Origin of the sequence: Hoylesella loescheii DSM 19665 = JCM 12249 = ATCC 15930 (assembly GCF_000378085.1) — a bacterium.
Lineage (GTDB): Bacteria > Bacteroidota > Bacteroidia > Bacteroidales > Bacteroidaceae > Prevotella > Prevotella loescheii.
On the sequence record NZ_KB899235.1, the window covers coordinates 1 to 14,701 of the forward strand.

A 14,701-nucleotide genomic window follows, 5' to 3' on the forward strand; every position below is an offset into this window, starting at 1 on the left:
CAGAAAGAGCAGGCAACTGAAGTAGAGAAGAAAGAAGATGGTGATGAACAGATTTTGTCTTCATTGCCTAGTTTGACAGAAGAAGAGATTTTACCACTTGTTTCTGCCGAGATAACCGCGCATAAGACCAAACCTAAACCTCTCTACACAGAAGCGACACTGCTTTCTGCTATGGAGAACGCAGGAAAAGAGGTCGAAGATGCAGAAAGTAAGAAGGCAATGGCAGAGTGTGGTATCGGAACACCTGCCACCCGTGCCAACATCATTGAGACGCTTATCCTCCGTGACTATATCTGTAGGGACAAGAAATCCATCATACCTACCGAGAAAGGCCTGGCAGTCTATGAGATTGTCAAGGACAAGAAGATTGCCAATGCGGAGATGACAGGCAGTTGGGAACTTGCCCTTGCCGCTATTGAAGCAGGAAAGATGCCATCTGATAAGTTCGCACAGGGCATTAATTCATACGTGGGGACAATCTGCGAGGAACTCCTCTCGCTTTCTTCAGAGCAAAAGTCCTATCCTGTCTACCGCTGCCCAAAATGCGGACAGCAGAGTGTCGGCATCTATGCCAAGGTAGCCAAGTGCAGGCATGAGACCTGTGGTTTCCATGTGTTTCGTGAAGTCTGCGGCATACTTCTCTCTGAAGATAATATCCACGACTTGATAAGTTCCGGTCGTACGCCTATCCTTAAAGGGCTGACCAGCAAGGCAGGCAAGAAGTTTAATGCCCGACTTGTTCTGGGCGAAGACTACGCCACTTCCTTTGAGTTTGAGAACAAGAAAGGAAAACAAAAAGGGAGATAATCCTGACAGATACAGAGAGGAACGGATATAGGTTGGGAGATACAAGTATTACCTCCCGACCTTTTTACCTCCACTTTATTAAAAGAAAACACTATGGCATATAATAAGAAAAACGTCCTTGAAGCCAATACGGAAACTATCCGTGTGGTCTTGCGCCTGGAGAAAGAACGCCGCGAAGCCACCGAAGCTGAGAAAAGTATCTTACGGGACTACCAAGGCTTCGGTGGCTTGAAATGTGTACTCAACCGTACGGATAACCCCGATGACATCCGCTATTGGAGCAAGTCGGAGCAACACCTCTTCGAGCCAACCCAAAGGCTCAAGCAGATGATTTACCGTGATGCCGTTGATGCCAATACCGCCAAGCGGTATTGGGAGAGCATCAAGGCAAGCGTGCTAACCTCCTTCTATACTGATACCCGCATCGTTTCTGCCATCTCAGACGCACTTGCCTTCACAAACCTGCAGATAAGACGATGCTTAGACCCTTCTATGGGTATGGGTGCCTTTGCCGAAATCTTTGCAAGGCAAGCAGGAGTTGTAGATGCAATGGAAAAGGATCTGCTCACTGCCCGCATCTCACAGGCCCTGCACCCCTATGGCAAAGGCAATATCTTCGTCCGAAACGAGCCTTTTGAAGCTATTGGGGAGTTAGAAAACAAAGACAAATACGACCTTATTACAAGTAACATTCCTTTCGGTGATTTCATGGTCTATGACCGAGAATACAGCAAAGGTAAGGACACTCTTAAACGTGAGTCCACACGTGCCATTCACAATTACTTCTTCGTGAAAGGTCTGGACTGCATCAAGGAAGGTGGAATTTTGGCATTCATCACCTCACAGGGCGTATTAGACAGTCCCCGCAATGAAGCCATACGCCGTTACCTCATGCAGAACAGCCGCCTTATCTCCGCTCTCCGACTGCCATCGGGTATGTTTTCAGACAATGCAGGAACGGCCGTGGGCAGTGACCTCATCGTCCTACAGAAGCAGACAGGTAAAGAAATCAGCGAGGGCATTGAGCAGCAGTTCGTAGAAACCGTTTCCGTTCCCAAGGAAGAAGGCTCTTCTGTCGTCTTCAAGCATAACTCTCTTTTTGTAGGGGATTGGAAAGACATATCTCATCGCACCGTTGCCACAGAGCGCATAATGGGTACAGACCCTTATGGAAGACCTGCATGGGAGTATCGGTTCACAGGAGGGATTGAGGAAATGGCAGAAAGTCTCCGAACACGGCTCTCCCTTGAAATGGAACAACGTATCGACCGTAAACTATATGAAACAGGTATACCGATGACAGAGGTAGAGCGAGAGGCAGAAGCGGAGAAACAGCTTCGCAAGTTGGGTATTACCATAATTCGGGAAGAAGAAACAGAGAAGACAAAGACTGAAGACAAGGGTATAAACGATGCCTATAACCTCATGCCCGACAGTATCAGGAAGCAACTACCAAAACTTTACAGCACGGAAAAGGAACTCATAGGCGATAAGGTTGCCTATGCATGCTATTTCTTCCCTATGGGAGCATACACAGCCTACCTTCTGGAATATGATCCTAAGAGCCGCATTGGCTTCGGTGCTGTCACGATGGGTTACGGCTGGGAGCTTGGCAATATGTCCCTCGATGAGATGGAAGGCGTAAAAGTAAGAGGACTGGGCATTGAACGTGACCTGTACTTCTCTCCTAAGAAATTGCACGAGATAGCCGAACTGGAAGAAATAGTCAGGGGACAATATACCAAAGAAGAAGTGGTAGCAGAGGAAATCAAGGAAGAAGTGATAACAAAGGCAGAAACAGAGAATAAGGTTAAAGAGACTGTAACCATTGCTTCTGAGAACGATACGCAGATAATGGAAAATACCGTTCCTAACGGCGAGACAATTCCATTACAGCCGTCATCATCAGAGTCTGCCCCACAACAATTCGTATCAGAACAGCCTTCCATGACTATAGAACCTGCTCCCGAAGGCGTACCCGCCTTGACACTTCATCATCAATACGAGCAGGAACCACAAGAAATCCGTACGGATATTGAAGCCCCGAGAGAGATGAACGGGCAGACGATATTCTTTGACGACGATCATCATCCGGTGGTGGACAATAACATGGAAGACATCGGACAACCGGAGCAACTGTCACTATTTGCCCCGGAGGAATACAGTCTTTGGACAAGAGAAGTTACCCGTGTGAACCATGAAATCAAGGATAATTCAGGAACTTCACAGGTGCGCCGTCCTATAACTCAAACTGCTCCCCAGAAACCATCGGAGTCCAAGATACAAAAGGCAGCGACCATTCCTCAACGGCGTACCCGTGGCAGCAGGAAAGCGGCTTCTTCCTCTTCACGTGAGCCATCCCTTTTCGACTTCATGAACGAAGCCGAGGAGCGCAAGCCGCAGCCGATAGCAGAAGTCAGAAAAGAGTTTGACGCTTCACCGCGCCCTTTTCTCTCTTCGCCGGACTCTCACCTGAGAGACGGCTCCATTGTCGTGCAGAAAGGTCAGGTGGGGTTTCTTTCTGACCTGAAGCGACATCCGACCTTCAACCCGATGGACTTGCCGTATGCGCAGCTTTCCCGTCTCAAAGCCTATATCGAGATACGGGAGTGCTATCACCGTCTCTATGACTACGAGGCAGAGAACCATGCAGAAGACAGGGAAGACCGCAGCAGGCTCAACCACCTGTATGATGACTATGTTGCACGTTGGGGCTACTTTAACCAGAAAGCGAACACCGACATCATCAAGATGGATGCTACAGGCGTGGAAATGCTGTTCTTGGAACGCTCCGAGAACGGCAGGTACATCAAGGCGGACATCTTCGACCATCCAACGGCATTTTCTACCACGGAACTGACCATTGCCACAGACCCGATGGAGGCTCTTGGCGCATCGCTCAACAAGTACGGCACAGTGGAACTTGATTACATGAGTTCGCTTTTACCTGATATGGAGGAAAGCGACATCATTTCTTCCTTGGAAGGGCGCATCTATTTCAATCCCGAAAAAAACGCATACGAGGTGGCGGATAAGTTCATTTCGGGCAATGTAATAGAAAAGGCGGAGCGCATCGAGTCGTGGCTCTTGGACCATCCCGGGCACGAGGAAGCAAAGCAGAGCCTTGCTGCCCTACGTGCAGCCACGCCAACACCCATTCCTTTTGCGGACCTTGACTTCAATCTCGGTGAACGCTGGATACCTGCCAAGGTCTATGGCAGGTTTGCTTCGGAGTTTTTCGGGACGGATATTGGCGTATCCTACCATTCCAACATGGACGAGTACGGCATTGTCTGCGACCGAAAGAATGCCAATATCTGGCACAAGTATGCCGTACAGGGAGAGTTCCGCCGCTATGACGGCATCAATCTCTTGAAGCATGCCCTGCACAATACCATTCCCGACATCAACAAGAGCAAGGAGGTGACGGACAAGGTTACGGGAGAGACCAAGACCATCAAAGTAAGGGACGGACATGCCATCCAGATGGCAAATGCCAAGATTGAGGAAATCAGACAAGGCTTTGTCGATTGGCTCGGGCGCACACCCGATACCTTCAAACAGCAACTCTCCGACAGATACAACCGCCTTTTTAACTGTTTTGTACGCCCTAACTTTGACGGTACGCACCAGACCTTTCCCGACCTTGACCTCAAACGATTGGGTATTGATGACCTTTACAAGAGCCAGAAGGATGCAGTGTGGATGCTCAAAACCAACGGTGGCGGCATCTGCGACCACGAGGTGGGGGCGGGAAAGACACTCATCATGTGTACAGCTGCCTACGAGATGAAGCGCTTGGGACTGGCAAACAAGCCGATGATTATCGGACTGAAGGCAAATGTATTCGACATTGCCGATACCTTTAGGAAAGCTTATCCTAATGCTAAGGTACTCTATCCTGGTAAGAACGATTTTAATAAACAGAACAGACAACGTATCTTCAACGACATCAAGAACAACGACTGGGACTGTATCATCCTCACGCACGAACAGTTCGGTATGATACCGCAGGCCTTGGAGATACAGGAAGCGATTATGCAAAAGGAACTGGACTCCGTGGAAGAGAACCTCGAGGTGTTGCGGCAACAAGGAAGAGATATCTCCCGTGGGATGCTCAAAGGACTGGAAAAACGCAAACAGACGCTTGAAGCCAAGTTACAGAACATACAGGACAGCATCACCGAACGCAAGGACGATGCGGTGGATTTCAAGATGATGGGTATCGATCACCTCTTTGTAGATGAATCGCACCAATTCAAGAACCTGATGTTCAACACTCGCCATGACCGTGTATCGGGCTTGGGTAATCCTGATGGTTCACAGCGTGCCTTAAACATGCTCTTTGCCATTCATACCATACAAGAACGGTCCGGAAAGGACTTAGGAGCCACTTTCCTTTCGGGAACGACCATTTCCAATAGCCTGACGGAGTTGTATCTTCTTTTCAAGTATCTCCGTCCGCAGGCTTTGGAAAAGCAAGGTATCAATAGTTTTGATGCATGGGCAGCCGTCTTTGCCAAGAAATCGACTGACTACGAGTTCTCCATCACCAATGAGATTATCCAAAAGGAACGTTACCGTACCTTCATCAAAGTGCCCGAACTGGCTGCTTTCTATGCGGAGATTTGCGATTTTCGCACGGCAAAGGATATTGGCATCGACCGCCCGGAAAAGAATGAGATACTACACAACATTCCGCCTACACCCGAGCAGGAAGTCTTTATCGGAAAGCTGATGGAGTTTGCCAAGAGTGGCGATGCCACAATCTTGGGGCGAGCACCTCTGAGTGAGAGTGAGGAAAGGGCAAAGATGCTTATCGCAACAGACTACGCGAGGAAGATGAGCCTTGATTTACGCATGATTGATGAAAAAGGGTACTCAGACCATATAGACAACAAGGCAAGCCATTGTGCCAAGATGCTCAATGACTATTACCGAAAGTACGATACACAGAAAGGTACACAGTTCGTGTTCTCTGACTTGGGAACTTACAAGCCCGGCGGAGAGTTCAACATCTATTCGGAAATCAAGCGTAAGCTGGTAGAAGACTATCATATCCCGTCCTACGAGATACGTTTCATTCAGGAATGCAAGAACGAGAAAGCAAAGAAGGCAATGGTAGATGCGATGAACCGCGGTGATATTCGCATTATCTTCGGTTCTACGTCCATGTTGGGTACTGGTGTGAATGCCCAGCAACGTGCCGTTGCGATCCATCATTTGGACACGCCTTGGCGACCTTCGGACTTAGAGCAGCGTAACGGACGTGCCGTACGCAAAGGAAACCTCATCGCCAAAGAGTTTGCCGACAACAAAGTCGATGTGATTATCTATGCCGTGGAACGTTCCTTGGATAGCTACAAGTTTAACCTGCTGCATAACAAGCAGCTGTTCATCAATCAACTGAAAAGTAACCAGCTTGGTTGTCGCACCATCGACGAGGGTTCGATGGATGAGGACAGCGGCATGAACTTCTCAGAGTATGTAGCAGTGCTTTCAGGCAATACCGACCTTTTGGAAAAAGCAAGATTGGATAAGAAGATTACTACCTTGGAATCAGAACGTAAGAACTTCCTCCGTGAACGTGATGCTGCAACAGGGAAGTTGGCTGAGATTGACAGTTCCGTATCTTTCCATACAGACAAAATCAAGGAAGCACAGTCTGACTTAGCTCTATTTGAGCAGCGTGTAGAACGTGATGCCGATGGACAGCCCATCAACAAACTAACTATCAAGGGTGTGGAAGATAGTACAGACTTCAAGGTCATTGCTGCACGTTTACAGGAGATTGACGAGAAAGCTCGCACCAAAGGGGAATACCACAAAATTGGCGAAATCTATGGTTTCTCCATTATGGTCAAGACAGAGAGTACTTCCAAGGATTTGTTTGACTGTTCGGTGAACCGCTTCTTCGTCAAAGGACAGGAGAGTATCTACTATACCTATAATAATGGTAAGTTGGCAACAGACCCGAAACTTGCGTGTCAGAACTTCATTAATGCTTTGGAGCGTATTCCAAAGGTGATAGAGTCGCATGAGAAGGAAATGGAGAAGGTAACAGCCAATAAGGATGTTTACACCAACATTGCAAACAGTTCTTGGAAGAAAGAGGACGAGCTTCGCTCATTTAAAAGTAAAGCTGCTGAATTGGACAGAAAGATTGCATTGACAATTTCTACCAATAAAGAGGCAAAAGGAGATGTAGAACATGACAAATCCATATCCATAAGTGGACTACCTAACCAAATAGATAATAAACAATCTAAGATACATGAAGACAGTGAGGATGGTCGTTCACAAGGTTTTCGTCCAAAATGGAGGCACTAATTCTCCAATATATAGAAGATTAGATTTCGGTAGTATATATATTGCTGTCGAAATCTAACATTTTATTTTATATTAATTTCAACCACAGAACAGTCATCTTCCGTACATTGTAAAGGTGATGAAGTTCTCTGTTGCAAGTACTCACTTACATCATATTTTTTGTAGAAGCCATCGCTACAAAGTATGAAGCGATCTCCTGTTTGTACTGACATTTGATATACTTCTATTTGAGTTCTGTACCCTCTTCCATTAATACAGACTGTAAGGTAACTCTTACCTCCAATGTTGATTACATCATCGGACGTCAGCAGTGTGATTGTCCCATTAATATGTTCATGATATAGACGAACATCACCCAATGAAGTATAATAGAGAAAGCTATCCGTCAGATACACGAGCGTGAGGGCAGTACCCATCTTACACTTTCTTTGGTAGCATGCCTTGCGTAAGGTTTTATCGGCATATTCTAAGCTCTCTTGAATAATCTTTGAGGGGGCAGACGCCTTGTAACTTTCAAAGTAATCAAGGATTGCTTCACAAACGATTTTCGACGCCTGTTCAGGAAAATCTAATCCTCCCATACCATCAGCAAGTAAAACCAAAGTTCCGTCTGCTATTTTCTTCAGAAGAATAAAGTCTCCATTCTTTTCGTTAGCTGCTATGCTTTGAAAAGTAATACATATCTTCATCGGGTAAACTTATTAAAAACTTCTATCATTTTTTGGAATGCATATAAAACTTGCTCATACTGAAGAACTGAGTTACTGTCCAATATTTGTTGAAGAAGCCTACTGTCCTCTTCTTTTGTGATTTCCTTTTGTAGACATTTTTCATAATAGGACAAATACTTTATGGGGAGAAAACCAACAATGTCATTGGCAAGCCAATATGCACCGACAATAAACTCATCAAAATCGTCCCAATCAAATACTTCTTGGTACACACTCCTGTTTAAATTGGCTACGAAGTAGTTCTCAATGATAAACCCCATATCATCAGCATCTTTATTTGTTTGCAGGTTACGATCTAACCAAGCATTAAATTTTAGGATAAAAAGTCCGTGAAGTGATGCTAGCTTGATGTCAAATTCATTATCAATACTTATGGTTATAGCATCTTTTAGAACCTCCTCATAACCTTTCACAGACATGGCAATATCTTCTTCTGGTGGCCAATAAATATATCCATCTTCTTTTGCAACATCTCCGTAAGGAACAACATCCATTTCATAAACCCCATAATAGAAGCGTTGATACATTTTCTCATCCTTAGTGAAACCATGCGCCAAAAGCATCTGCTTTATTTCGTCAAAGGCTTCCCAATTAGGGATAGCAATAGCTAAATCTAAATCTCTCGTTTTTCGACCAGAGCTAATGCCTACTAATTGCTGTATCAGTATATCACGTGCAGTTGCACCAATTACAAAGAAGTCTTGTCCTACCTCTTTAAAACATTCGCTGGCGGTTCTTAATAGTTCAACCAAAAGTGGATTGTCTATCTTATTACTTGAAATTTGAAAGCTCATCATTCAATATTTTATTTGCAGCTTCTATCGAACGACTATTGCCATCACCTAATAAGTCTGCATAAATAAGAATTATTGGCATTGTACTGCCTTTCCAAAACTTCTGATACATTGTAATTTCTCCTTCTGTTGCACGCATGGCACCTGTTTTCATCAGATTACCCCAAGCTACATCGGTATATATTTCAAACTTTTGTGGAGTTAAATATCCGTTTACTTGATAAGCAGCACACTCTCCACCCCAGCATATTCCTTCGGGCAACACTATTTTATCCCATTGTGTTTTAGACTGTTCATCTCGAAAGGCAAAATGCTTCACCAAAAGTTTTGGCTTAAGAACATGATGATAGTTTTCCACCCATAGATCAAGCAACCTGCGTTTATCTTTCAGTATACGCTTTCTTTTAGTAGTCAATACAAACTTTCGAGTTTCTAATTCATCAAGTACATTTTTTATAGTACCTAACGAAACGTCGCACTGTTCTTTGATTTCCCTAAAAGTTTTACCCACATTGTCTACATCTTGCAATAAATAAAAAATAACTTTTAAGCCTGCTTCTTGAAAGATTGGATAAGCCTTGTTAAGCGCTATAGGTGCTTTTTCACCTGTGTGAGAAAGTTGAAAAATCAGCTTCTTACCTTTTGTATATAGGATTTGATAGTTACCAACAGTGTCTACAAAATTAATGCCTGCCGTTCGTAAAATGTTATAAACACCTGGTTGAACATATCGTGCTATAAGCAAAATAGGTATCTTTTGTAGTTCAGCACACCCCTTTATCAAATCCTGAATGCGGCCAATGTTGATACTATTCACCTCGTTTTCTACAAGGCAAGGAAAGTCTATTCCTATGATGTTAACTCGTCCTTTAAGTATAGGATTACTTTGTGGGGTTAAATCATAGGTGATATTGAGTCCACTTTCTCCCCATTGTTGCTTCATTGCACTTACTGCCTGTTCTATAATATGTATTTCTTCCATACTTGTTCATCATTTATTACTTGTTCAATAATATTGAACACTGCAAAGATAATGAACAAATACAAAGCCACCAAATATTTTGTTCAATAAATTAATTTTGTTCAATAATAGTGAACAATAGAAGAATATTGAAAGAATCTAATTTTTGAGAGAATTTACCTACACTCTCGCTTACGTAGTATACTATCAATCTCTTCACGAAGAAACAGCAGCCTACCATTAGCTTTGAGAAATGGGATCTTACCCGCCCAAACCCAGTTATAGATAGTCTTTTGCTCAACTTTCAAGATTCTAGAAACATCTATGATATCCAGATATTCCGGTTTCAAAGGTGGACGGACAGTTGTGTCGACGGATTGCTCTTGCAGGACAAGTAACTGGTCGAGTTTATTCTCGACAGTTTTTAGTTTATCAAACAATTGTTTGCACCAATCTGTTTCTGAAGTATCGTTTAAGTATTGCATAGTTCTCCTTTTTGATAGTTTCCACTTGTATCTTGCGTCAATATGCGCTGCTCTTTCATATATGCAATGTACTTTTTTGCAGTTCGGTCTTTGATCTCCATTTCATACATCAGCACCTCACAAAGTTCCTGGTATGAAAGCCTTAGTTTGGTCCGAAATGCAGATTTGATGACAAGCAAGAGTTCATCGGTCTTGCGCTTTTCCTTATCTTCCTTCGATTTCTCGCCACGATAGACGTGCATGTCTTCAGTTTTATCCCAACCGAAGAGCATCATTGGAACATCTAATGGGCTCCCGTCACGGACTTTCAATGCCTTTACGACCGAATATTCAGGATTGTCGTCCTTTTCTATGGAGAGAATACCCGCCGCCTTACGTTGAAGTTCCGAACCAATATGCCCACGCAACTTTATGCCATTAGGCACAAAGTGAAGCACACAAACAATACAGGTATTGTATATGCCTGCCAATCGGTACAGTTCATCTACAATGGCTATACTTTCCGTTTCATCGTTGGCAGAGCGTATCAAGTCAGCAATACCGTCAATTACCACAATATGGATACCACCATGCTTGTGATGGAATAAGTCCATACTCTCACGAATGATTTTTAGCCTGTCTTTGCGGGATAGTGATGCCAAGTAGAGTGAATGGTAGAACTCTGGCACTGCCTTTACTCCTGCCCGACGAAGTGTCTTTCCCAAGTTCTTGTGCAGCTGTGCTTCAGACTGCTCCGTATCATAGTGGAGTACCGCTAATCCTTTTGGGTTAGCAGTTATCTCTAATCCCAATGTCTGTTCAGCTTGTAATCGTTCCGAACCAAGTGTGCCTGAAAGGATTCCAGAAATATAGTTGCTCTTACCTGTTCCTTCTCCACCTGTGATACAAAACAGATTATCCTGGGTTCCGAGTGGAACACCATTGACTGCCACAACTGATTTTGAAGCATCAGGTGGATTATCGTAGTCGATTTCACAAGATTTTAATATCATCATTGTCTGCGAATACATATTGGTAAACATATCAGAAAGGAGAGCTTTCAAGTCATTCGAGTTATTTCCCAAGGCAAAGAAGTCTGATATATCTTTCTCCGACTTAATCCCTTGCAATGGTAAGGTCAAGCTCAAAACCTTATATTGAATGAGTGCATTTGTTTGTTGTTTGGCTTCTCTTATTCCCGTCTCATCAGTGTCATATAATATGATAATATGTCGAAAACGAAGCTGTAACCCTTCGATAATATTCTCAGGAATCTCTGCCGTCTCACTATTGAAACAAATAGCATTAAAACCATGGGCAGATAAAGATAGTACATCTTTCTCTCCACCAGTGATGAATATGATATCTCCTTTACTGGGCAACTGTTGGAAGCCAAAGACATAATCGGTCACTTTCTCACCACCATAAAGAAAGCGTAGCTTACTTTTAGGACGATAAATCTTTACAAATGCCCCCATATTGTAAGCAAACATCGGCTCTTCATTTGTCGACCCTAATGTAAACGGCTTACCTTGATTAGAGATAGACTCATAACGAGCAAGCGACTTTACATGAAAACGTTGTAAGGTATTGGAATCAATACCATATTGTTGCCAATATTTCATTTCCTCGATACCAAAAGATTGTTCTATTAGTTTAAACCACTTCTTCTCTTCCATTAACTTTGGTTGGTCTGCTGGTTGTGAAATAGGAGGTTTAGGAGGTTTCATTATCGTAGATCGTTGTTCAAAGCGTTCTTGCTTTCCTATGTAGATGTTTAGTTGCAAGTCTCGTATAATAGTTTCAAGTACCTTAACAAAATCTTTCTTAACATCCAATCCTATCATTGTGGCAGCAAACCAAAAACAATCTCCAGAATAAGCATCATTTCCAAAGTCTTTCATGCGATAGCAGTCTGACTTTCTATCAAGATATATATTGCATGAAGCACGTTTATCGTCGTACAAAGGATTACGGAAATTACGCTTAATCACGAAATCAATAGGCATATAGAAACAGAATATTTCAAGTCCTTTGTTGGTACGCAATAATATTTCTTCTTTGATGTTCATAGCTCTTCGAATAAGGTTTGAGATTCTCCCATATAGCCTTTTAGCACACCTTCCTTGTAAGCGTTTAGACGCTGCAAAGCCTCTAAACGACGAAAGCCCTTGAAAGTGGCTCTACCCGTCTTGACAGAGAGATAGAGTCCTTTAAATGGATAAACTACATGATTACTAGATACATATCTGTACGGAATAGAATTAGATTCCCTCCATCTTGCAAGTGATGCCTTTGATATTCCAAGCAGGTGCAGAACATCTGCCGAACTCAACTCTATCTTTTCCTCCAAAACGGAATAATCACGCTTTAGCTCCCTGATAAAGCAGGCTATCTGTCTGAATTCTTCATGAAGTGTTTGAAGTTCATTTATTAGGGAGAGTGTTTCGTGGTGTTCCATCTTCTTTAAGTAGGGTTTGGCAAAGATTAATGATAGCAGACAAAAATGGTTTCATTAGATGTTCTTTATCGTGACTTGTTAGGTGTTTCTTGAAATCCTCCATGAAGTTAAAAATTTTTATTCCGTCACTCGGCATAACCGCCATCAGCACCTTAATCAATTTATCTTGCTCTATAGTTTCATAAAAACCGTTCATATGAGTCTTGGGCCCAATCATTGACTCTATGGTTCCCAAAGGAAGATGGATAACCAGAACTTCCTTCCCCAAGCCTGCAGCACACTTTCGATATGTGCTAAATCTTATATCCTTTTCCATCTTGCAAGCTTTAAGGAAATTTGAATACTCGATGCCACTTATATGAGCTGCTTCTTTTGCATTTTCACATAAAAGAGCTAAACCCTCAAGTGTAGGGCTAGTAATATAAAGATGCCCTTTGGGTTTTAATTTGTTTTTATTAGCCATAATATATATATAATTGTAATTATTATGGCTGCAAAGTTCCTAATGAAACAGGCTTTAGATAGAATATTAAAATACCATTTTCTGGTGGTATAATACCATTTTACATATTGATAATCAACGGTATAAATATAAGGTAGGGACCATCAGTGCAAGGTGCAAGACCTATCTATATATATAGGCTTGCACCTTGCACTGAAAATTGTAGCCAAAGAATCTATAAAACATTTTCTATCAAATATTTGGAGCATGTTCATATTTTTAGTACTTTTGAACCCAAGAAACACAAGAGCGTGTTTCAAGCAGCAGTATCCACGTGTACTCTCAAAATACTCTGTTGTGGCTACAATCTGGCTACACAGAAAAGAAGAAAGTTTATAAATAACTATGATACAAGGAGATACGAGGAATATTCATTTTCCTCTCTCTCCGCAAACAAGGGTGTAAATCAGACAGTTACAAGATTTACGCCCTTTATTACACCAAAAAACGTCATTGTCTTAGAAAAGTTATCGCATTTCTTTTATTGTAATATCCGTTTTCATTCGTGAAAGTAATTACTATCACATATATAAATATGATTTACGGATATATTAGAGTTAGTAGCGATAAGCAGACGGTTGAAAATCAAAGATTCGAGATTAGCAATTTTTGTCAACATCAAAATCTCTCGATTGACGACTGGATTGAAGAAACTATCAGCGGCACGAAGAATTATACCAAACGGCAGTTGGGCAGATTACTTAAAAAGGTGGGAAAGGACGATATTATAATTTGTAGTGAATTATCACGTCTTGGACGTAACTTGTTTATGATCATGGAAATCCTGAACCTCTGTATGACCAAAGAGTGTCGCGTTTGGACCATAAAGGATAATTATCGGCTTGGGGACGACATTCAGAGCAAGGTGTTGGCCTTTGCTTTTGGCCTTTCGGCAGAGATTGAGCGTAACCTTATCAGCCAACGTACTAAGGAGGCATTGGCACGAAAGAAATCTGAGGGTATTGTACTTGGTCGTCCTAAAGGTCGCAAAAGTTCCCCCGACAAATACAAACTTTCAGGCAAGGAAGTTCTCATATCAGAGTTGCTGAAGAATGGCACATCCTTTCGAAAAATAGCGAAGATTTGCAAGGTTGATAGGAATACCCTTGCACGGTTTATTAGACTCAAAAGATTGGCAGAAAACTAATGAGCGATTTTGTGCAGCAACAGAACTCCGTTTGCGACTTTGGCTCGTCTGACAGTTGGGTGGTTCTTTCACCTATTGAACAAAGCATCAAAAAGAAAATAGAAGCCGTTGGTACGCCATTGAGAGATTGGAATATAAACATCTATCGCGGTGTGCTGACAGGTTGCAATGAGGCCTTTATTATCAATACTGAAAAGCGTGATGAGATATTGGCAAATTGCCAAACTGATGACGAGCGGACAAGAACGGCTGAACTTATACGACCGATTCTGCGGGGCAGGGATATAAAGAGATATGGCTATGTAGACAATGGATTATTCTTAATCAACACCCACAATGGTATTAGAAACAAACTCCCACGCATTGACATCAACGATTATCCTGTTGTAAAGGCGTATTTAGACCAATATTGGGACAGAATCTCCACTCGTGCGGATAAAGGTGACACTCCATATAATCTTCGTAACTGCGCTTATTTGGAGGATTTTTCTAAGCCAAAAATTA

Annotated in this window: 10 protein-coding genes and 1 pseudogene; 4 read left to right on the top strand and 7 right to left on the bottom strand. The window is 42.7% G+C overall.

Annotated elements, in window-relative coordinates; translation table 11 throughout:
- Together F453_RS0113755 and F453_RS0113760 are read left to right on the top strand one after the other, a co-directional pair.
- Positions 1-807: DNA topoisomerase (locus F453_RS0113755; protein ID WP_018966557.1), on the top strand; the 807-nt coding region annotated here is incomplete at its 5' end.
- Positions 808-900: 93 nt separating this feature from the next.
- Positions 901-7,137, top strand: coding sequence for a helicase-like domain-containing protein (locus F453_RS0113760; protein ID WP_018968525.1), 6,237 nt, complete (start codon positions 901-903; stop codon positions 7,135-7,137).
- A 62-nt stretch (positions 7,138-7,199) separates the two neighbouring features.
- Here F453_RS0113760 and F453_RS0113765 read toward each other — a convergent pair whose 3' ends face one another.
- The 7 genes from F453_RS0113765 to F453_RS0113795 all read right to left on the bottom strand — a co-directional run bounded on the left by F453_RS0113765 (position 7,200) and on the right by F453_RS0113795 (position 13,011).
- A complete protein-coding gene (locus F453_RS0113765; RefSeq protein WP_018968526.1) occupies positions 7,200-7,826 on the bottom strand; it encodes a PP2C family protein-serine/threonine phosphatase in 627 nt (208 codons plus the stop codon).
- A complete protein-coding gene (locus tag F453_RS0113770; protein ID WP_018968527.1) occupies positions 7,823-8,662 on the bottom strand; it encodes a nucleotidyl transferase AbiEii/AbiGii toxin family protein in 840 nt (279 codons plus the stop codon). The genes F453_RS0113765 and F453_RS0113770 overlap by 4 nt, the downstream gene beginning before the upstream one ends.
- Positions 8,640-9,644 (bottom strand): type IV toxin-antitoxin system AbiEi family antitoxin, encoded by a 1,005-nt coding sequence (locus F453_RS0113775; protein WP_018968528.1) that lies wholly within the window; start codon positions 9,642-9,644, stop codon positions 8,640-8,642. The genes F453_RS0113770 and F453_RS0113775 overlap by 23 nt, the downstream gene beginning before the upstream one ends.
- Positions 9,645-9,799: 155 nt before the next feature.
- A complete protein-coding gene (locus F453_RS0113780) occupies positions 9,800-10,108 on the bottom strand; it encodes a helix-turn-helix domain-containing protein (protein WP_018968529.1) in 309 nt (102 codons plus the stop codon).
- Positions 10,096-12,159 (bottom strand): bifunctional DNA primase/helicase, encoded by a 2,064-nt coding sequence (locus F453_RS0113785; RefSeq protein ID WP_018968530.1) that lies wholly within the window; start codon positions 12,157-12,159, stop codon positions 10,096-10,098. The genes F453_RS0113780 and F453_RS0113785 overlap by 13 nt, the downstream gene beginning before the upstream one ends.
- Positions 12,156-12,548, bottom strand: a complete 393-nt coding sequence (locus F453_RS0113790) for a hypothetical protein (RefSeq protein WP_009435344.1) — start codon at positions 12,546-12,548, stop codon at positions 12,156-12,158. Before F453_RS0113790 ends, F453_RS0113785 begins: the two co-directional genes overlap by 4 nt.
- Positions 12,514-13,011 carry a hypothetical protein gene (locus F453_RS0113795; protein ID WP_018968531.1) on the bottom strand — a complete coding sequence of 166 codons (498 nt, stop codon included), beginning with the start codon at positions 13,009-13,011 and terminating at the stop codon, positions 12,514-12,516. The genes F453_RS0113790 and F453_RS0113795 overlap by 35 nt, the downstream gene beginning before the upstream one ends.
- 574 nt (positions 13,012-13,585) lie before the next feature.
- Between F453_RS0113795 and F453_RS0113800 the strand changes: the two genes are divergently transcribed.
- Both F453_RS0113800 and F453_RS0113805 read left to right on the top strand, forming a co-directional pair.
- Positions 13,586-14,197: a master DNA invertase Mpi family serine-type recombinase gene (locus F453_RS0113800; protein WP_018968532.1), complete on the top strand. Its 612-nt coding sequence runs from the start codon at positions 13,586-13,588 to the stop codon at positions 14,195-14,197.
- Positions 14,191-14,701: pseudogene (locus F453_RS0113805) on the top strand (TaqI-like C-terminal specificity domain-containing protein); the annotation flags it as partial. The gene F453_RS0113800 and the pseudogene F453_RS0113805, both read left to right, overlap by 7 nt.

Bases quoted from the DNA above. Each gene is read 5' to 3' on its own strand.
- F453_RS0113760 (WP_018968525.1), top strand. From the start codon at position 901: ATGGCATATAATAAGAAAAACGTCCTTGAAGCCAATACGGAAACTATC.
- F453_RS0113765 (WP_018968526.1), bottom strand. From the start codon at position 7,826: ATGAAGATATGTATTACTTTTCAAAGCATAGCAGCTAACGAAAAGAAT.
- F453_RS0113785 (WP_018968530.1), bottom strand. From the start codon at position 12,159: ATGAACATCAAAGAAGAAATATTATTGCGTACCAACAAAGGACTTGAA.
- F453_RS0113795 (WP_018968531.1), bottom strand. From the start codon at position 13,011: ATGGCTAATAAAAACAAATTAAAACCCAAAGGGCATCTTTATATTACT.
- F453_RS0113770 (WP_018968527.1), bottom strand. From the start codon at position 8,662: ATGAGCTTTCAAATTTCAAGTAATAAGATAGACAATCCACTTTTGGTT.
- F453_RS0113800 (WP_018968532.1), top strand. From the start codon at position 13,586: ATGATTTACGGATATATTAGAGTTAGTAGCGATAAGCAGACGGTTGAA.
- F453_RS0113775 (WP_018968528.1), bottom strand. From the start codon at position 9,644: ATGGAAGAAATACATATTATAGAACAGGCAGTAAGTGCAATGAAGCAA.
- F453_RS0113790 (WP_009435344.1), bottom strand. From the start codon at position 12,548: ATGGAACACCACGAAACACTCTCCCTAATAAATGAACTTCAAACACTT.
- F453_RS0113780 (WP_018968529.1), bottom strand. From the start codon at position 10,108: ATGCAATACTTAAACGATACTTCAGAAACAGATTGGTGCAAACAATTG.